Origin of the sequence: Streptomyces sp. NPDC002265 (genome assembly GCF_040296125.1) — a bacterium.
Lineage (GTDB): Bacteria > Actinomycetota > Actinomycetes > Streptomycetales > Streptomycetaceae > Streptomyces.
On record NZ_JBEOWS010000181.1, the window covers coordinates 1 to 19,416 of the forward strand.

Genomic DNA, 19,416 nt, shown 5'->3' on the forward strand with positions numbered 1-19,416 from the left:
GAACACCACCGGGTCGCCCGGCGCCAGTTCGCGCGCGGCGAGCGCGGCGACCGCGGTGAGGTTGTCCGGACGACGGCCGGGATCGCGGTCGAGTCGGTACAGCGGCAGCTGCCCGACGAACGCGAGGGCGACGGCGGACACACCCGCGAGGGCGACGGCGGGCGGCCGGACGGACGGGCCGGCGGACGGCGGACCCGGCGCCGCGGCAGGCAGCACCCGGTCGGCTCCGGCGGCCGCCAGCAGCGGCGCGCCCGCCAGCGCGAACAGCACGTACCGGTCGTCGTACATCGGCCGCACCTGCGACAGGGCCATCAGGGCCAGGGGCGGCAGCACCGCCAGCGGCAGCGCCACCCGGACCAGCGCCGAGCGCCGCAGCGCCGTCGCGGCCACGACGACGAGGCCGACGTACACCCACGACGCCCAGTCCGCGCGGCCGGTGAACTGCCACAGCAGCCGCTGCGCCGCCCCGGCGTCCGGTGGCGTCAGCCACGCCACCTGGCCCGACTGCCGGCCCGAGAGGAGCGCCAGGGGCGACACCAGCAGCAGCGCGCCGCCGGCCGCGGCCGCCCAGCGGCACCACTCCCGGCGTACGGCCCGCGCGAGCGCGAGGGTCACGGCGTGGGCGGGCAGCATCAGCACCGCCAGTTCGTGCAGCAGGCAGGTGACGGCGACGAGCACCGCGTACGGCCACCACGGCCGCCCGTCCAGGGCCTTCGCCAGCCACAGCGTCGCCCCGGCGGCCCCGGCCGCGACCAGGGCGTACGACCGGCCCTCCTGCGCGTAGTGACCGACCATCGGGGTGATCGCGTACAGCAGTCCGGCCCACAGGCCGACCCGCGGCCGGGCCAGCCGGCTGCCGAGCGCCGCCATCAGACCGGCCGCGGCGGACGCGGCGACGACGGACGGCAGCCGCAGCAGGACCTCGTCCGCGACCACGCCGGACCCGGGGACGGCGAGGACGGCGTGCATGAACAGGTAGTAGAGGCCGTGCACCGCGTCCACGCCGTGCAGCAGCCGCCAGATCTGCGGTACCGAGCGCCGCGCGACCTGAAGGGTGACGGCCTCGTCGCGCCAGGTGCCGCCGCGGTCCAGGTCCCACAGTCCGAGCCCGAGCATGACGGCGGCGGGCACGGCCACCGCCAGGACACCCGCCGCGCCCGCCGCGTCGCCGCCCGGGCGCCTCGGCCTTCCGCTCACCACGACACCGATTTTGTACTATTAATCAATGGTTCTTGCGCATTGACGGCGTATCACCTCGGATGAGGCACCCGTCCGGCTTACGATCCGCCGTGATGACACGTCGCCACCGCCTCCTTCCGCTGGCCTCCGCCTGGCTCGTCACCCGCGCCCTGATGCTGTGGCTGCTCGCCCACGACTCCCTGCCGCTGCTGGGCGGCCGAGTCGCGCGGGAGGTGTGGCGGCTGTACCACCACTGGTACGTCGTCCTCTCGCACGGCGCCTTCCCGGCGCACGACCGGCTGTGGCAGTACCCGCCGGGCGCCGGGGCGGTGCTGCTCGCGCCCGGCCTGCTGCCGGGACTGACGTACCTCCAGGCGTTCGTCGTCATCACCCTCGCGGCGGACGCGTCGGTCACGGCGGCGCTGGCCCGTACCGGCCTGCGGCCCGGCCACAGCCTGCTCGGGGCCGGGCTGTGGGTCGGCGCCCTGCCGCTGCTGCTGCGGCTGCCGTTCGCGCGCTACGACGTCCAGGTCACGGTGCTCGCGATGCTCGCCCTGCTGGCGCTGTCGCGCTCCCCCCGGGTGTGCGGGGCGATCGCGGCGCTGGCGGCGCTGGTGAAGGTGTGGCCGCTGCTGGTGCTGGTGGGGGTGGCGAAGGGGCGGGCCACCCGGTCGGCGTGGACCTGGGCGGCGATCGCGGGAGCCGTGGTCTTCGCCTCGCTCGCGGCGCTGTTCCACAACCCCCTCGCGTTCCTGTGGCAGCAGGGCGGCCGGGGCGTGCAGATCGAGTCCCTCGGCGGCACGGTCCTCAACCTTGCGACCCGTGCGGGCTGGCCGGGCCGGGTGGACTACCGGTACGGCTCGATGGAGTTCACCGGCCCGTACGTCACCACGGTCGCGCACATCGCGCTCGCCCTCACCGCCGTCGTCTTCGGGCTGCTGGTGCTGTGGCGGCTGCGGGCCCGGCGGTGGACCGAGGCGACCCCGCTCGACGCCGCGCTGAGCGCCGTGCTGCTGTTCACCGCCACCAGCCGGGTGATCAGCCCGCAGTACATGGTCTGGCTGCTCGGCCTGGCCGCCGTGTGCCTGACCTCGCGGCACACCACCCAGCGTCCGGTGGCCTGGCTGATCGTGGCGGCCACCGCGGTGAGCACCGTCGTGTTCCCCCTCTACTACAGCGACGTCGTCGCCTCCACCTGGACCGGGTGTGCGCTGATGTTCGTCCGCAACGGACTGCTGGCCACGGCCGCCGTCCTGTCGTTCGTCCGTCTGTGGCGGTCCGCGCACACCGACCCTGCGGAGCCCTCCGCACCCACCGGCCGTCCGCGGGCCGGGCACACCGAACCTGCCGGGCGCACCGACCGTCCGTGGCGTGCCGGGCACGCCGAAAGCCCCTCCTCCGACTCGGCCCCCTGGACCTCATGCCCCACCTCGCCCCCCACCAGGTCTCCGTCGTCGTCATCGGCCACAACGACGCCGCGCATGTGACCGACGCCGTGCGCTCGGCCCTCGCGCAGGGCTCCGCCGTCCGCGAGGTCGTCGCCGTCGACGACTGCTCGACCGACGGCAGCGCCGAGCTGCTCACCCGGCTCGCCGGGACGGAGCCGCGGCTGCGGGTGGTACGGCACCCGGTCAACAGCGGCGGCTGCGGCACCCCGCGCAACACCGGGCTCGACACGGTCACCGCGCCGTACGTGATGTTCCTCGACAGCGACGACGTACTGCCGCCGGGCGCGGTCGACGCGCTGCTCACCGCGGCGGTCGAGGAGGACGCCGAGGTGGCCGGCGGGCTGTGCGTACGCCGCGAGCTGCCCTCCGGGCGCGAGGTGCCCTGGCAGCGGCGCCTGTACGCGGCGCGCGCCGTGGTCGGGCGCCCGGCGCAGCACCCCCTGCTGGTCCGCGACACGCTCTGCGTCAACAAGCTCTACCGCACCGCGTTCCTGGCCTCGCACGGCATCCGCTTCCCCGAGGGCGGCTTCCGCTACGAGGACTTCGTCTTCACCGCGCGCGTGCTCGCCGCGGACCCCCGCATCGTCCTGGTCCCGGACCGGGTGTACGTGTGGCACGTCCGCCGGTCCGCCGAGCGGCTGTCGATCTCCCTGGACCGCGCGGGCATCGACAACTGGCGGGCCCGCACCCGGGCGAGCCGGGCCGCCCACGAGATCCTGCTGGGCGCCGGGCAGAAGGAGCTCGCGCGGGCGGCGCGCGCCAAGTTCCTCGACCACGAGCTGCGCCTGTACCTGCGTGAACTGGGGCTGCGCGACGAGTCGTACCGGCACGACTGGTGGGCGCACACCCGGGAGTACCTCGCGGCGTACGACGCCGCCGACCTCGGTGCCCGCCCCGCCGCCCCGGGCCGTCTCCTCGCGCAGGTCGTCCTGGCCTCCCCCGGACCGCGCGACCTGCCCCGGCTCGGCGAGCTGGCCGCCCGCCCGGCACGTCTGCTGCCGCCCTACGCGCGCGCGGCCGACGGCACGCCCGTCTGGTCCGCCGACCTCCCCCAGGTCACCCTGGACTCCCTGCTGACCTGCCCGGTCCTGCTCCTTCCGGTCGCCGTCGACGCACGGCTGCGGCCCCGCGCGCGGGGCACCGTGCTGCGGCTGCGCCTGCACGAGCTGTACGGCCGGATGGCGGCGGCGGGGCCCGAGGCGCTGGAGGTGGAGTGGCGGCCGCGCGACGGCGCGCCGGGCCGGGCCGGCGCCACGCGCACCGGGGACGCCCGGTGGCGCCGTACCGCCGCGCTCGCACCCGCCCCGGACGGCACCTGGACCGCCGAGACACCGGTGGACCTGGCCGCGCTGGCGGCGTACGGCACGGGCACCTGGGACCTGCGGCTGCGGGTGCTGTTCGCGGACGGCGCGAGCCGCGAGACGACGGCGCACGCCGTCGGGGGCGCGGGTCTGCTGCGCCGTCGCGCCGTGGTGAGCGCCCGGCACGCCGTCGTCCTCGTGCAGCCCTACGCCACCCACTCCGGGGCGCTGGCCCTGCGGCTGGCGCCGGGAGCGGGGGGAATCGTCTCCGTCGCCCATGCGAGGCTGCGCCGGCTGATCGTCCGAGAGCGGCACCGGCCGCCGCCGCGCGCGGAACAGAGGGGTGCCGCCGGGCGGATCACAGAGCCTTGAGTGCCGCCGTGGTCGCCCGCGCCAGGGCGCCCAGGTATCCCTTGGGGAGCTTCGGGCTGCGGATCACCACCGAGCGCCAGTACAGCGGGCCGGAGATCAGGTCGAGGGCGAGTTCCTCGTCGATGCCCTGCCGGACCTCGCCGCGCAGCTTCGCCGCCGCGACGATCCCGCTGGCCACGCCCTCCTGCCCCTCGCGCAGCGTGTTCTGCACGGCCTCGGCGATCTCGGGGTTGCGGGCCGCCTCGGCCTGGAGGTCCGGGATGATCTGCGAGGCAACGGGGTGGCGCAGCGCACGGGAGGTCATCTCGTACAGCAGCCGCAGGTCACCCTCCAGGGACCCCGTGTCCGGGGTGGGCAGGCCCTGCACGGCGATCGCCGAGACGACGTCGAGGACGAGGTGGAGCTTGGAGCGCCAGCGGCGGTAGACCGCCGTCTTGCCGACCCCCGCGCGGCGGGCGATGCCCTCGATCGACATCCGTGCGTAGCCGACGGCCGCGAGCTCCTCGAAGACGGCCGCGCGAATGGCCTCCGTCACATCCTCGCGGAGTACGGCGGCTCCCGCCGGGCTGCGGCGGCGCGGACGCGTCTGGGACTCCTCGGCGTTCGTCGTCATGCCGAACAGCATAGGGCGTTACGACGATACGGTCCCGTCCCCACGCAAAGCGTGGCGGCGCAACGGATCCATCCTCACGACACCCGCCCCCTCCTGCCACCCCTTGACCACGAAATGTCTCGGCCCGGCGTCGATACGGTCTCGTCCCCGCGTAGGTCGTCACGACGAAACGGTTGCGTTCCGACGCCAACTCGTCCTACGCTCACGTTGCGACGATACGGTGCCGTCCCGACGTGACTAAATGCACAGAAAACGTCGGGAAACCACGGGCGACGGCCCCGGTTCCCGGCCGGACGCACCCACCCCCTCCCCCGAACGAAAGCAGCGGATGTGAGCCAGGTCCTCCACACACCGCCCCCCACCCCGGCCCCGGCCGACGACGACCTCTCGGCCCTGGCCGCCCGCCACGGCCTCGCGGTCAGTGGCGCCCGCCCCTCCCTGCCGGAGTACATCCGTCAGCTCTGGGCGCGACGCCACTTCATCAGTGCTTTCGCCACCGCCAAGCTCACTGCACAGTACAGCCAGGCGAAGCTGGGGCAGCTCTGGCAAGTGATGAACCCGCTGCTCAACGCGGCGGTGTACTACTTCATCTTCGGCATTCTGCTGGGCACCTCGCACGGTGTCCCCGACTTCGTGCCGTTCCTTGTCACGGGTGTGTTCGTGTGGACGTTCACCCAGAGCTCGATCATGGCGGGCACCCGGGCGATCTCCGGCAACATCGGCCTCGTACGGGCCCTGCACTTCCCGCGGGCGGCCCTGCCGATCTCCTTCTGCCTCCAGCAGCTCCAGCAGCTGCTGTTCTCGATGGTCGCGCTGATCGTCATCCTGCTCTGCTTCGGTGTGCCGGTCAGCATGTCCTGGCTGCTGGTGCTGCCCGCCCTGGCGCTCCAGTTCGTGTTCAACACCGGTGTGTCGATGGTCATGGCCCGGATGGGCGCGAAGACGCCGGACATCGCGCAGCTGATGCCGTTCATCCTGCGCACCTGGATGTACGTCTCCGGCGTGATGTGGAGCATCGACAAGGTGCTCAGCCACGACGATCTGCCCCACTGGGCGCTGACGGCGCTCCAGTGCAACCCCGCCGCCGTCTACATCGACCTGATGCGCTTCGCCCTGATCGACAGCTTCCACGCGAGCCAGCTGCCGCCGCACGTGTGGATCGTCTCGACGGGCTGGGCGCTGGTCGCCGGCGTCGGTGGCTTCATCTACTTCTGGAAGGCTGAGGAGACGTACGGCCGTGGCTGAGAACCCGACTTCCCCGACTTCCGCAGGCGAGCGGATCCCCACCGTCATCGCCGACCGCGTCAACATCGTCTACCGGGTCAACGGCACCGGCGGCGGCCGCGGCACCGCGACCGCCGCCCTCAACCGCATCCTGCGCCGCGGCAAGGCCGAGCAGGCTGCGGGCGTGCGCAAGGTGCACGCGGTGAAGGACGTGTCCTTCGTCGCCTACCGGGGCGAGGCCATCGGCCTGGTCGGCACCAACGGCTCCGGCAAGTCGACGCTGCTGCGGGCCATCGCCGGCCTGCTGCCGCCCGAGACCGGCCGGGTCTACACCGACGGCCAGCCCTCCCTGCTCGGCGTCAACGCGGCCCTGATGGGCGACCTCACGGGCGAGCGGAACGTCATCCTGGGCGGTCTCGCCATGGGCATGCCCCGCGAGGAGATCAAGGAGCGCTACCAGTCGATCGTCGACTTCTCCGGCATCAACGAGAAGGGCGACTTCATCAGCCTGCCGATGCGCACCTACTCCTCCGGCATGGGCGCCCGGCTGCGCTTCGCCATCGCCGCCGCCAAGGACCACGACGTCCTGATGATCGACGAGGCCCTGGCCACCGGCGACCGCAAGTTCCAGGTCCGCTCCGAGGAGCGCATCCGTGAGCTGCGCAAGGAGGCCGGCACGGTGTTCCTGGTCAGCCACGGCGCCAAGGCGATCCGCGACACCTGCGACCGCGTGCTGTGGCTGGAGCGCGGCGAGCTGCTCATGGACGGCCCCACGGAAGAGGTCATGGAGGAGTACGAGGCGTTCACCAACGGCAACGGCCCGGCGCCGCGGCCGCTGCGGGAGACGCAGGCCGAGCTGCGGCAGCAGAAGGTCGCCCTGCACTCCTGATCCGGACCGCGACGGCCCGGCCACGATCGTGACACCCGACACGACCGCGGCCGGGCCTCGGCGTTTCCGGCGCACGGCACGACCGCGACCGGCACGACCGCGACCGGGCCCCGGCACATCCGGCGCCCGGATCATTCGGGCTAATCACGCCGCCACAGCAACCACTTTCAACCTTTTCATCAGATCAGTGCCAATATGTCCAGAAAGGTGCGCCCGGCCGACGACAAGGCGGACGACGACGAGAGGTCACCCACGCGAAGGAGACCACCGCGATGCCCGAGCTCAGCGTCATCGTCCACGGCCCGAACACCCAGGGCCGACTGGCCGCCCTCCTCGACGGCCTGGCCGCCCATCCGCTCCCGGACGTCGAGGTGATCGTCGCCGCGGTGGGCGAGTGGGCCCGTGAGACCGCCCAGGGGCACGCGTCCGAGCTGACCGTGCTGCCCCTGCCGGCCGGCACCGGGGACGCCGAGGCCAGGGCCGCGGGAGCCGCACGGGCGTCCGGGCGCTGGCTGCACTTCGTCCGCGCCGGCGACGGACTGCCGGCCGGTGCCCCGCACGCGGTCGCCGAACGGGCCGCCGAACTGACCGGGGCACCGGACCCGGTGGACGTACTGCTCTTCGACCACGTCCGTTCCACCTGGCAGACGACGGGGGCGCCCTCCCCGGACGGCCTGCTGCTGGCCCGCACGGGCCCGACCGCCGTCGTCCTGGACCAGGCCCCGCAGCTGCTGCGGCTCGCCCCGCTCCTCGGCAACCGGGCCGTCCGCGCCGACTTCTGGCGGGCGCACACGCAGGACCTCGGCACGGACGACGAGCCGTTCGCCGCCTACGCCGCCCTGCTGCACGCCGGGCGCGTCGCCTGCCTGCCCCACGTCGCCTACGAGCACCGCGAGCCGCGCCCGGAGAGCCTCCCCCGGGCCACCCCGCAGGATCGTTACTCCTTGATCGACCGCTACGAGTCGCTCCTCGCCCGTACCGCGCCGGACCGCCCCGGCGCGCACGCCGTGCTGTACGACGTGATGGTCCAGGACTGCCTGCGCACCTTCGCCCGCTCCCCGATGCCGGAGGCGGTGGCACGGGAGTTCTTCCGCCGGGCCTCGCTCGCCGCGGTCCGCGGGCGCCCGGAGCGCCACCAGCGCCCGGCCGGCTTCGAAGGCGTACGCCGCGCCCTGCTGGAGGAGGGCGCGTACACCAGGTACCGGGCCTTCCAGGCCGCCAACCGCACGCGCCGCACGGCCAGATCGGCCGTGCGCACCCAGAGCCGCAGGATCGGCGCGAAGTTCCGCGACCACCGCTACCGCAGCGCGCTCGGCCGCCCGGCCGACCCCGGCCTCGCGGTGTTCTCCGCCTACTGGAACCGCGGGATCGCCTGCAACCCGGCCGCGATCGCCGCCAAGCTCACCGAGCTGGCCCCGCGGATCCACCAGGTGTGGGTGGTGTCGGCGGCGAACGCCGCGCTGCTGCCGCCCGGCACGGACCACGTCGTCCCCGGCACCCCCCGCTACTGGGACGTCCTGGCGAGCGCCACGTACCTGGTCAACAACGTCAACTTCGCCGACGCGGTGATCAAACGCCCGGACGCGGTCCACCTCCAGACCCACCACGGCACCCCGCTCAAGCACATGGGCCTGGACCAGATGCGCTTCCCGGCCGCCGCGCAGGGCATCGACTTCGCCGCGCTGCTGGCCCGCGTCGACAAGTGGGACTACAGCGTCTCCGCCAACAGCCACTCCACCCGGATGTGGGAGCGCGCCTACCCGGCCCGCTACGTCTCCCTGGACCACGGCTACCCGCGCAACGACGTCTACTACACGGCCGGCGCGGCGGACGTCCGCGCGGTCCGCGCCCGCCTGGGCATCGCCCCCGGCCGGCGGGCCGTCCTGTACGCCCCCACCCACCGCGACTACGAGGCCGGCTGGACCCCGCGCCTGGACCTCGCCGCCCTCGCCGACCGGCTCGGCGAGAACACCGTCCTGCTCGTCCGCGGCCACTACTTCTACGGCGGTGCGGCGTCGCCCCTGGCCGGCCTGCGCCGCACCGGGCGCGTCATCGACGTCTCCTGCTACGACCCGGTCGAGGAACTCGCCCTGGCCGCCGACGCGCTGGTCACGGACTACTCGTCCATCATGTTCGACTACGCCAACCTCGACCGCCCGATCGTGATCTACGCCGACGACTGGGAGACGTACGCGACGACCCGGGGCGTCTACTTCGACCTGACGGCCGAGGCGCCGGGCCAGGTGGCCCGCACCCAGGAGGAACTGACCGAGATCCTCGCCTCGGACGCCTGGCGCGACGAACGCGCGACCAAGGCGCGGGCCGCCTTCCGGCGCCGCTTCTGCGAGTACGACGACGGACGCGCCGCCGAGCGGGTCGTACGCCGGGTCTTCCTCGGCGAGAGCGAGCAGTCGCTGCCCCGGCCGGCCCCCGTCGACGAACGGACGCCGGCCCCGACCCCGCAGGAGGCGGACGCCCGATGACCACACCCGAGGCCGCTCCCGACGTCCCGCACACCCCTGACCTCGCCGACACCCCCGAGGGCCCCGACACGCCCGACACCCCCGATGTCACGGTCACGGTGATCGTCTACAACGACGCCGAGCGCCTCCCGCGTGCCGTCGCCTCACTGCGCCGCCAGACGCACGCCGACATCGAGATCATCATCAGCGACGACCACTCCACCGACGCCACCCCGGAGGTGGCCCGCCGGCTGGCGGCCGAGGACCCGCGGATCCTGTACCTGCGGCTGCCCGAGAACAGCGGCGGGTGCAGCGCCCCGCGCAACCGCGCGCTGGAGATCGCCCGCGCCCCGTACCTGATGTTCCTGGACAGCGACGACGAGCTTCCGGCCGACGCCGTCGAGCTGCTGCTGGCCGCCCACCGCGAGCGCGAGGTCGACTTCACGATGGGCGCCGTGCAGCGGGTGCGCATCGACACCGGGCGCCGCTCCACCTGGATGCCCCATCTGGTCGACCGGCGCCGCACGGTGGAGGGCATCGAGGCCGACCCGCGGCTGCTGTTCGAGCACCTGTCGACGAGCAAGATGTACGCGCGCGCCTTCCTCGACCGGCACGGCCTGCGCTTCCCCGAGGGCATCCACTACGAGGACCAGCTGTTCACGGCGCAGGCGTACTGCCTCGCCAAGGAGTTCACGATCATCCCGGAGCAGGTCTACCGCTGGTACATCGAGCCGTACGCGGACTCGGGGTCGAGGTCGATCTCCAACCAGCGGCACAAGCTCGGCAACGTCGCCGACCGCATCCGGGTGCAGCGGCTGATCGACACCTTCCTGGCCGAGAGCGGGCACGAGTCGCTGCGCGAGGACAAGGACTACAAGTTCCTCAAGCACGACTTCCGCATGTACGCCGGGGACCTGCCCTACCGGGACGACGCGTGGCTGGAGTCGTTCGCGCAGATCGTGAACCCGTATCTGGCGACGCTCGCGCCGGGCGCGTACGCCCGGCTCCCGCGGGCCGAGCGGGTGGTCCTCCAACTGGTCCGCGAGGGCCGTACCGAGCAGGTCAGGGTGGCGGCCCGGGGGCTGGGCCACGGTGTGGCCCCCCGGACGGTGACCGCGGACGCGCAGGGCCGGACCTACTGGGGGGACACGGTCGCGCAGGGCCCGCGCTCCCGCCGCGAGCTGGACGTCACGGACCTGGAGCTGGATACCCGCCCCTTCCCCGGCGCGCTGCTGCGCCACGAGATCGTCGAGCTGACCCCGGGGCCCGGCGCCTCGCTCGACCTGGCCGTGCGCACCTACGACCCGGGACTGCGGCTGGCCGTCGGCCCGCAGCGCGCCTGTCTCCTGCTCACCCCCGGCCGGCGGCTCACGGTCCCCTTCCGGCTGCTCCCGGTCCGCCCCGGCGTCTTCGAGGGGCGCGTCCACCTCGATCTCGTGGCCGCCGCCCCGCCCGTGCAGGGTTTCGCCGGAGTGCGTCACCCGCTGCTCCGCCTCGAACAGAACGGCCTCGCGCACACCTCGCTCCTGCTGGCGCCGCTCGCCTTCCCGGCCCTCACCGCCCGCATCGGCTACCGCTCGGGCACCGCGCCCCACCAGGTGACGGTGGAACCGGAAGGGCGCAACCCGGGCCGTCTCCAGGTGCGGTGGACACCGGTGGGCGTGACGGCACACCTCGTACAGCCACTGGCACGCAAGGTAGCGCCGCCGAAGGTGAGACGAGCGGCCCGGCTGGTGCGCAGCGTGCTGAGATGACGGCACACGGCGGCAGGGCGACCGGGGGATGTCACGGCACGACGGCGTACAGCACCTGTCCGCCCGGCCCCCGGGCCACCCTCCGCAGCCCGCCGGTCTCCCGCAGGGCGCCCCGGTCGACCACCCACCGCACCCCGTACGCCCGCGCGATGTCGCGCCGCACCCCCGGTGCCGTCCCCGCCGCGAAGTACCTGCGCACAGCGTCCGACCGCCGGGCCTCGTCCGGCAGGAAGAAGTCGGGATACCCGGGAGCCACGGTGTACGGACCGTAGGCCGGGATCTGCCGCGCCGCGAACGTCCGGGCCAGCACCACGTCCCCGTACCTCACCCACGGGGTGATCCACCGGTACCCGACCCAGGGCTGCCGGTACTTAGCCGCCACCGCCTCGGGCAGCCGCCCGCGCGGGACGACGTACCCCAGCGTCCCGGCCTGGGTCCACGCCCCCACCACCAGCGCCACGCCGAGCACACACGCCCAGGCGGTCCGCACCCGGCGCCGTCCGGCCGTCACCGTCTCCAGCGCGGCGGCGGTCTGCGCCGGGATCAGCACCGCGGGCAGCGCACGGCCCCAGGAGTAGTCCCCGCTCAGCCAGCCCCCCGTGCACACCACGAGCCCGAGCGCGAAGAACAGGACCAGCGGATCCCACCGGTCGCGCCACCACCGCAGCCCCAGCGCCACCACGCCGAGGAGCACCAGCCAGAACCGTCCCACCAGGTCCCGGTACAGCGCCCGGTGCACCGACTCCAGCCCCGAACCGGCCCCGAAGAGCGCGAAGAAGTCGTAGTACGGCCACAGCCACAGCACCAGCAGCCCCAGCACCAGACCTGCCGCGGCCCGGCCCCACACCGCTCGCGCGGGCCGCGCGGCGAGCACCGTGGCGAGCGCGCCGAGCGAGGCCACGACGCCCGAGAACTGGTGGCAGAGCAGGATCGCCGCCCACAGCGCCCCGAGCCCGAGCCAGGCCCCCCGTCCGCCGGGCTCCCGCACCGCCGGCGCCAGCCACGCCCAGAAGTGGAAGGCGAGCCCCAGCGCCGGCACGCTCGGATACGACACCGTCAGCGCGAGGGAGTTCAGCCCGAGGAAGCCGCTCCACTCGAACAGGGTCGTACCCCAGAGGAACACCAGGCACAGCAGCACCAGCGCGGGTGCCGCGGGATGCCGGCTCAGCGTCCGCACGTACCGCCAGACCCCGCTCACCAGCAGGCCGAGCCCCACCAGCGCCCCGATGCGCAGGACGGCGAAGACCGGCAGGCCCGTCACCCGCGCGACGCACCCCAGCAGCAGGGTCCACGGCGAGTAGTACGGGCTAGGCGTGTCGGCGTCGACCAGCGGGTTGCCCGGATCGGCCAGATGGTGCCGCAGACGCTCCACGGTCGCCGCGTGCATGCCGAGATCGCCCGCCCAGGGCAGACGGACGATCACCAGGAGCATGAGGACCAGGACCAGCGCCAGGGCCGTCGGCGCGAGGGCCGCGGTCGCCCTATGCGGTACGCCGCGCACCGGACCGGAACGACGGATTCACTGTCACTTGCGACACTTTAAGACAGTTGTGATGAATAGGCAGAAAAGGCAGCTATTCGCGTGATTGACGGTGAATGCGGGCCGGTTTAAGTGCGGCCCTTTCCACCAGGCGGACGAGAAAAGGGGGAAGCCCCGGCCGGTGCGGCCGGGGCTTCCCTCTCTCGCATGCTGGAACGCGCGCTGCGAATGCGCTACGGATGCGCCGGACGCGCTAGGAATGCGTGCGCAGCAGCGTCCGCATGGTCCGCATGGCCACCGACAGGTTGGCCAGGTCGAACGTGTCCGAACCCTGGATCTCCTCCAGCGTCGTACGCGCCCGGCCCAGGATCGCCGCGTTCTTCTCCTGCCACGCCTCGAAGCGCTGCTCCGGCGTCGAGGTGCCGTTGCCGACGGCCAGGACGTCCGCGGTGAGGGCCGCGTGGGCCGCGTACAGGTCCTCACGGATGGAGGCGCGGGCCATGGACTGCCAGCGGTCCGAACGGGGCAGCTCGATGATGCGGTCCATGAGCTGGGTGATGTGCAGACGGTCGGCGAGGTCGTAGTAGACGTCGGCGACGTCCAGCGGCTCCTTGCCCATGCGGTCGGCGACCGAGACCACGTCGAGGGCCGGGAAGGCGGAGGAGAACCCGGCCACCCGCGTGGCCAGCTCGTCCGGGACGCCCGCGCCCGTCAGCTCGTCGTAGACGTGCTGGTACCACTCCAGGTCCGCGCCGCGCAGCAGCTTCGGCAGCTGCTGCCAGACCTGCTCGACCCGCTCGGAGAAGAACTCGACCGTCTCGGCGAGCTGGAGCGGCTGCGGCCGGTTGTTGAGCAGCCAGCGGGTACCGCGCTCGACCAGGCGGCGCGAGTGCAGCCGGATCCGGGTCTGGACGACGGCGTCGACCTTGTTGTCGAGGTCCTCGACCGCGTCCCACACGGGCGCCGCGCGGAAGATCGCGCGGGCCGCGGTCTGCGCCCGGACGATCTCCTCCAGCGACGCGCCGGTCTCCTCGCGCAGCCGGTGCAGATACGTCGTACCACCGGTGTTGACCGTGTCGTTGACCAGCACGGTCGTGGTGATCTCACGGCGCAGCGGGTGGCTGTCGAGGTGCTCGGCGAATCGCTCGCGCAGCGCCGTCGGGAAGTACGCGTACAGCAGGCCGCGCAGATACGGGTCGTCGGGCAGCGAGGTGTGCAGCAGCTCCTCGGCGACCGTGATCTTCGTGTACGCCATCAGGACGGCCGTCTCCGGGCTGGTCAGGCCCTGGCCGGTGTTCAGGCGCTCCCGGATCTGGCGGTCGCTGGGCAGGAACTCCAGCGCCCGGTCGAGGTGACCCTCGCGCACCAGGTGGCGCAGGAAGCGCTGCTGCGCGTGCAGCATGTCGTTGGACTGGGCGAGGGCGTTGGCGATCGCCGTGTTCTGCGCGTAGTTGTTGCGCAGGACCAGCGCGCCGACCTCGTCGGTCATCTCGGCGAGCAGCTTGTTGCGCTGCTTGACGGTCATGTCGCCCTCCGCGACCAGACCGTTGAGCAGGATCTTGATGTTCACCTCGTGGTCGGAGGTGTCCACGCCGGCGCTGTTGTCGATGGCGTCGGTGTTGATCCGGCCGCCCTGGAGCGCGAACTCGATCCGGCCGAGCTGGGTCAGGCCCAGGTTGCCGCCCTCGCCGACGACCTTGACCCGCAGGTCGCGGCCGTCGACGCGGATCGGGTCGTTGGCCTTGTCGCCGACGTCCGCCTGGCTCTCGGTGGACGCCTTGACGTACGTACCGATGCCGCCGTTCCACAGCAGGTCCACGGGGGACTGGAGGATCGCCTTCATCAGGTCGGCGGGGGTCAGCTTGGCGACCTTGGCCTCGATGCCGAGCGCCTCGCGGATGTGGGCGTTGACCGGGATGGACTTCGCCGTGCGCGGGAAGACGCCGCCGCCCGCGGAGATCAGCTCGCTGTCGTAGTCGGCCCAGGAGCTGCGCGGCAGTTCGAACAGCCGGCGGCGCTCGGCGTAGGAGGTGGCCGCGTCCGGGTTCGGGTCGATGAAGATGTGCCGGTGGTCGAAGGCGGCGACCAGGCGGATGTGCTCGCTCAGCAGCATGCCGTTGCCGAACACGTCACCGGACATGTCGCCGACGCCGACGACCGTGAAGTCCTCGACCTGGGTGTTCACGCCCAGCTCCCGGAAGTGCCGCTTGACGGACTCCCAGGCGCCGCGGGCGGTGATGCCCATGGCCTTGTGGTCGTAGCCGGCCGAGCCGCCGGAGGCGAAGGCGTCGCCGAGCCAGAAGTTGTACGACTGCGCGACCTCGTTGGCGATGTCCGAGAACGTCGCCGTGCCCTTGTCGGCCGCGACCACCAGGTAGGTGTCGTCCTCGTCGTGGCGCACGACGTCCGCCGGGGGCACGACCTCGCCGGCCACCATGTTGTCGGTGATGTCCAGCAGCGCCGAGATGAAGGTCTGGTAGCTGGCGATGCCCTCGGCCAGCCACGCGTCCCGGTCGACGGCCGGGTCCGGCAGCTGCTTGGCGACGAAGCCGCCCTTGGCGCCGACCGGCACGATGACCGTGTTCTTGACCATCTGCGCCTTGACCAGGCCCAGGATCTCGGTCCGGAAGTCCTCACGCCGGTCGGACCAGCGCAGACCACCGCGCGCGACCTTGCCGAAGCGCAGGTGCACACCCTCCACCCGCGGCGAGTACACCCAGATCTCGAACGCCGGACGCGGCGCCGGGAGATCGGGGATCGCCTGCGGGTCGAACTTCATGGAGACGTAGGCGTGCGGCGTGCCCGGCTCGGCCTCCTGGAAGAAGTTCGTCCGCAGGGTCGCCTTGATCACGGTCAGGAAGGACCGCAGGATCCGGTCCTCGTCGAGGGACGCCACCTGGTCGAGGGCGGCGTCGAGCTCCTCCAGGAGGGCGTCGACGATCTCCAGGCCGGCCCTCTGGCGCTCCGGCGCCATCCGCGCCTCGAAGAGGGAGACGAGCAGACGGGTGGTGTGGACGTTGTTGCGGAGGGTGTCCTCCATGTAGTCCTGGCTGAAGGTGGAGCCCGCCTGGCGCAGGTACTTGGCGTACGCCCGCAGCACCATCGCCTGCCGCCAGGTCAGCCCGGCGCTCAGCACGAGGGCGTTGAAGCCGTCGTTCTCCGCCTTGCCGGTCCAGGTGGCCTCGAACGCCTGCTGGAAGCGCTCGCGGCCGTCCTCGCCCAGGTAGTCGCCGTTGCCGCCGCCCAAGGACTTGGGGATCCGCAGACCGAAGTCGTAGATCCAGGAGCTCTTGCGGTCCGAGCAGCGCAGTTCGTACGGCCGCTCGTCGATCACCTCGACGCCGAGCCGGTTGAGGACCGGCAGCACCGCGGAGAGGGAGATCGCGGCGCCCTTGCGGTAGATCTTGAAGCGGCGCTCGTCGGGTCCCGCGCCCACCGGCTCGTACAGGCTGAGCGAGAAGTCGTTGCCCGCCTCGTCGCTCAGGCGCTCCAGGTGGACGAGGTCGGAGACCGCGGCACGCGCGGTGTGGTCGGCCTTGTAACCCTCGGGGAAGGCGCTGCCGTAGCGGCGCAGCAGCTCGGCGGCCCGCTCCTCGCCGCACTCGGCGTTCATCGCCTCGGCGAACGCGTCGGCCCAGGACCGCGCGGCCTCCACCAGACGGGCCTCGATGCGGTCCTTGTCGGAGTCGCTGAGCTGCGGCAGCTCGGTGCCCTGCGGGACCCGCACGACGAAGTGCAGCCGGGACAGGATCGACTCGGTGTTCCAGGCGGTGAAGTCGACGCTGATGCCGCCGAGCTCCTCCTTCAGGATGTCGATGATCCGCAGCCGGACACCGGTGGTGTAGCGGTCGCGGGGCAGGTAGACCAGCGCGGAGTAGTAGCGCCCGTACTCGTCCTGGCGCAGGTAGAGCCGCAGCCGGCGGCGCTCCTGGAGGTACAGCACGGACGTGACGATGGACTGGAGCTCGTCGACCGGCGTCTGGAACAGCTCGTCGCGCGGGTAGGTCTCCAGGATCTGGAGCAGGTCGCGCCCGTCGTGGCTGTTGGGCGAGAACCCGGCGCGCTGGAGGACCTCGTCGACCTTGCGCCGGATGACCGGCACGCGGGTGACGGACTCGGTGTAGGCGGCGGAGGAGAACAGTCCCAGGAAGCGCCGCTCGCCGACGACGTTGCCGTCCGCGTCGAACTTCTTCACGCCCACGTAGTCGAGGTACGACGGCCGGTGCACGGTGGAGCGGCTGTTGGCCTTGGTCAGCACGAGGAGCTTGTGCTCACGGGCCTTGGCGCGGGCGTCGGCGGGCAGCCGCTCGAAGGAGGGGCTCACCGGGTGGCCCTCTTCCTCGGAGTGGTGCGGGTCGGAGCGCAGGATGCCCAGGCCCGTGCCGGGGACGGCGGCGAGGGAGTCGTCGCCGCGCAGCTGGTACTCGCGGTAGCCGAGGAAGGTGAAGTGGTCGGCGGCCAGCCAGCGCAGCAGCTCGCGGGCCTCCTGGACCTCGGGCCGGGCCAGGTCGGCGGGCACGGGCTCGTCCGAGATCTCGTCGGCGACCCGGGCGGCGGTGGCCCGCATCTTCTCCCAGTCCTCGACGGCCTCGCGGACGTCGGAGAGCACCCGCAGCAGATCGGCGGTGATCTGCTTCAGGTCGGCGCGGTCGGTCTCCCGGTCGATCTCGACGTGGATCCAGGACTCGGTGTGCGTGTCGTGCGGCATCGAGCCGGCGGGCGGCTCGGTGAGCACCTCGACGAGCTTGCCGGTGACATCGCGGCGGACGATGACCTGCGGGTGGATGACGACGTGGATGCCACGCCCCTGGCGGGTGAGCTCGTTGGTCACCGAGTCCACGAGGAAGGGCATGTCGTCGGTGACGACCTCGACGACGGAGTGGCTGGACGTCCAGCCGTTCTCCTCGACGGTCGGGGTCTGCACCCGGACGTTGGCGGTGCCCTGCGGACGGTTTTCCGCCAGGCGATAGTGCGAGAAGGCGGCTCCGAAGACATCGACCGGGTCACGGCCGGAGAGGTCCTCCGGGGCGGTGTGCAGGTAGTAGCGCTGGAGGAACGCGAGCACGGTGTCCCGGTCCGGGGTCCCCTGGCTCGTCGTCCCAGTCGGTAGGTGCCCCCCGACCGGGCTGTTCTCAGCGACCCGGGCGGCCCTCTCGAGCAGCTCGGCCTTGGCTTCGTCCAGCTTGGTCTGCATTGTCCTCTGGCTCCTGTCGCGCGCCGTTGCGTGACGTAGAAGGGTGTACGGTCTCGCGCCCTCCGGTACAACGCCACGACGCGGGGTCTCCGGTCGGTTCCGACGCTATGCCGCAGGGTGAGAAGAGCGGGGGTCTATCAGCCATGTTCGACACCCGTGCGTGGTGTGACGCTGCTCTCTGCCGCGTCCCGCCCGGTGATGTGTACGGCGTCCTGGGGGCCTTCGAGGCCCCGTCCCGCCCGCGAGGACCAGCGACCGCCGCCCGGTCACGGATGTAGTCCGTGCGTCCCGGGCGCAGGGCGGAGGCAACGGTGCCCCCGCGAGCTATCGCGCTGATCACGCCACTAAGGCTATCGCCCTCCACGGGGGACCCGTCATGAGCCGTATGTGTACAAAACAGGGGGTGGAACTTTGACACTCTGCACAGGGGCAAAGAAAGCCGGACCATGCACTGCCCCCACCCACCCCAGCAATCCCAGCCCGTCCGGCGCCTGGCCGCAGGCCGACCGTGACCATCCCAGCCCGTCCGGCGCCTGGCCGCAGGCCGACCGTGACCATCCCAGCCCGTCCGGCGCTTGACCGAAGGCCCACCCGGCAATCCCAGCCCGTCCGGCATTTGAGGACGAGGCCGTCCAGGCCGATCGGGGCGCAGGGGCGAAGCCCCGCCCGGGGTCCGGGGGGCGGGGCCCCGGGATGGGACGGGTAAGGGCGGCGGGGGCGAGAAAAGTCGACGCCGCCCCCAGCTTCACGCACCCTGAAAACGACCGCGCCTCTTGGCAACCCCGCCCGCACCCGGCACGTTGCCCAGGACAGCCCACGCCCGCCCGAGGGGAGCCGCCCGACATGCCCGCGAAAATCCTCGTCCTGACCGGCGATGCAGCAGAGTCCCTGGAGGTCCTCTACCCCTACCAGCGCCTGCGCGAGGAAGGCTACGAAGTCCACATCGCGGCCCCCACCCGCAAGACCCTCCGCTTCGTCGTCCACGACTTCGAACCGGGCTTCGACACCTACACCGAGAAGCCCGGCTACACCTGGCCCGCGGACCTCGCCTTCTCCGAGGTGGACCCGGGCCAGTACGTCGCCGTCGTCATCCCCGGCGGCCGGGCCCCCGAGTACCTGCGCAACGACCCCGAGCTGCGCAAGATCCTGAAGTCGTTCTTCGACACGGACAAGCCGGTCGCCCAGATCTGCCACGGCCCCCTGCTCACCGCGGCGGTGGACAGCCTGCGCGGCCGCCGCGTCACGGCGTACCCGGCACTGGAGCTGGACATGCAGGCCGCCGGCGCCACCTTCCAGGACAGCGAGGCCGTGGTCGACGGCACCCTCGTCTCCGCGCGGGCCTGGCCGGACCACTCCGCCTGGATGCGCGAGTTCCTGAAGGTGCTGCGCGCGAAGGCACCGGTCACCTGACCCAGGGCCCGAACCGGCGGCGCGGCGCCCCCCCACCGCCCCCCCCCCCCGCCCGCGCCCGCGGGCGCGGCGCCCCCCCCGCCCCCCGGA

Annotated in this window: 11 protein-coding genes; 7 read left to right on the plus strand and 4 right to left on the minus strand. The window is 72.6% G+C overall.

Translation table 11 applies throughout. The features are described 5' to 3' along the window. Positions 1–1,200, minus strand: a 1,200-nt coding sequence (locus ABT085_RS27585; protein ID WP_502982819.1) for a glycosyltransferase family protein, incomplete at its 3' end; no start/stop codon positions are given. Between the two features lie 92 nt (positions 1,201–1,292). Here ABT085_RS27585 and ABT085_RS27590 point away from each other — a divergent pair. Then, positions 1,293–2,666, plus strand: a complete 1,374-nt coding sequence (locus tag ABT085_RS27590) for a glycosyltransferase 87 family protein (RefSeq protein ID WP_351613396.1) — start codon at positions 1,293–1,295, stop codon at positions 2,664–2,666. Continuing rightward, positions 2,600–4,300 carry a glycosyltransferase gene (locus tag ABT085_RS27595; protein WP_351613399.1) on the plus strand — a complete coding sequence of 567 codons (1,701 nt, stop codon included), beginning with the start codon at positions 2,600–2,602 and terminating at the stop codon, positions 4,298–4,300. The genes ABT085_RS27590 and ABT085_RS27595 overlap by 67 nt, the downstream gene beginning before the upstream one ends. Here ABT085_RS27595 and ABT085_RS27600 read toward each other — a convergent pair. Then, positions 4,287–4,925 carry a TetR/AcrR family transcriptional regulator gene (locus ABT085_RS27600; protein WP_351613402.1) on the minus strand — a complete coding sequence of 213 codons (639 nt, stop codon included), beginning with the start codon at positions 4,923–4,925 and terminating at the stop codon, positions 4,287–4,289. The two genes, ABT085_RS27595 and ABT085_RS27600, sit on opposite strands and share 14 nt — an antisense overlap. A 318-nt stretch (positions 4,926–5,243) precedes the next feature. On the opposite strand from ABT085_RS27600, the gene ABT085_RS27605 reads away from it, so the two are divergent. The 4 genes from ABT085_RS27605 (at position 5,244) to ABT085_RS27620 (ending at position 11,242) form a co-directional block, all read left to right on the plus strand. Continuing rightward, positions 5,244–6,158, plus strand: a complete 915-nt coding sequence (locus ABT085_RS27605) for an ABC transporter permease (RefSeq protein WP_351613405.1) — start codon at positions 5,244–5,246, stop codon at positions 6,156–6,158. Then, complete coding sequence (locus ABT085_RS27610; RefSeq protein ID WP_351613412.1) at positions 6,151–7,026, plus strand: ABC transporter ATP-binding protein; 876 nt, start codon at positions 6,151–6,153, stop codon at positions 7,024–7,026. The genes ABT085_RS27605 and ABT085_RS27610 overlap by 8 nt, the downstream gene beginning before the upstream one ends. Positions 7,027–7,298: 272 nt before the next feature. Further along, positions 7,299–9,509, plus strand: coding sequence for a CDP-glycerol glycerophosphotransferase family protein (locus tag ABT085_RS27615; RefSeq protein ID WP_351613414.1), 2,211 nt, complete (start codon positions 7,299–7,301; stop codon positions 9,507–9,509). Further along, positions 9,506–11,242 carry a glycosyltransferase family 2 protein gene (locus ABT085_RS27620; RefSeq protein ID WP_351613416.1) on the plus strand — a complete coding sequence of 579 codons (1,737 nt, stop codon included), beginning with the start codon at positions 9,506–9,508 and terminating at the stop codon, positions 11,240–11,242. The genes ABT085_RS27615 and ABT085_RS27620 overlap by 4 nt, the downstream gene beginning before the upstream one ends. Before the next feature lie 31 nt (positions 11,243–11,273). Here ABT085_RS27620 and ABT085_RS27625 read toward each other — a convergent pair whose 3' ends face one another. Beyond that, on the minus strand, positions 11,274–12,674 hold the full coding sequence (locus tag ABT085_RS27625; protein ID WP_351613427.1) for a putative glycosyltransferase family protein: 1,401 nt from the start codon (positions 12,672–12,674) through the stop codon (positions 11,274–11,276). A gap of 301 nt (positions 12,675–12,975) precedes the next feature. Next, a complete protein-coding gene (locus ABT085_RS27630) occupies positions 12,976–17,916 on the minus strand; it encodes an NAD-glutamate dehydrogenase (RefSeq protein WP_351613419.1) in 4,941 nt (1,646 codons plus the stop codon). An 843-nt stretch (positions 17,917–18,759) separates the two neighbouring features. On the opposite strand from ABT085_RS27630, the gene ABT085_RS27635 reads away from it, so the two are divergent. After that, positions 18,760–19,326 (plus strand): DJ-1/PfpI family protein, encoded by a 567-nt coding sequence (locus tag ABT085_RS27635; RefSeq protein WP_351613422.1) that lies wholly within the window; start codon positions 18,760–18,762, stop codon positions 19,324–19,326. Positions 19,327–19,416: the final 90 nt, after the last annotated feature.

What these genes read in the sequence shown, in the direction of transcription:
- ABT085_RS27590 (WP_351613396.1), top strand. Translation starts at nt 1,293, where the DNA reads ATGACACGTCGCCACCGCCTCCTTCCGCTGGCCTCCGCCTGGCTCGTC.
- ABT085_RS27595 (WP_351613399.1), top strand. Translation starts at nt 2,600, where the DNA reads ATGCCCCACCTCGCCCCCCACCAGGTCTCCGTCGTCGTCATCGGCCAC.
- ABT085_RS27600 (WP_351613402.1), bottom strand. Translation starts at nt 4,925, where the DNA reads ATGCTGTTCGGCATGACGACGAACGCCGAGGAGTCCCAGACGCGTCCG.
- ABT085_RS27615 (WP_351613414.1), top strand. Translation starts at nt 7,299, where the DNA reads ATGCCCGAGCTCAGCGTCATCGTCCACGGCCCGAACACCCAGGGCCGA.
- ABT085_RS27620 (WP_351613416.1), top strand. Translation starts at nt 9,506, where the DNA reads ATGACCACACCCGAGGCCGCTCCCGACGTCCCGCACACCCCTGACCTC.
- ABT085_RS27625 (WP_351613427.1), bottom strand. Translation starts at nt 12,674, where the DNA reads ATGCTCCTGGTGATCGTCCGTCTGCCCTGGGCGGGCGATCTCGGCATG.
- ABT085_RS27630 (WP_351613419.1), bottom strand. Translation starts at nt 17,916, where the DNA reads ATGCAGACCAAGCTGGACGAAGCCAAGGCCGAGCTGCTCGAGAGGGCC.
- ABT085_RS27635 (WP_351613422.1), top strand. Translation starts at nt 18,760, where the DNA reads ATGCCCGCGAAAATCCTCGTCCTGACCGGCGATGCAGCAGAGTCCCTG.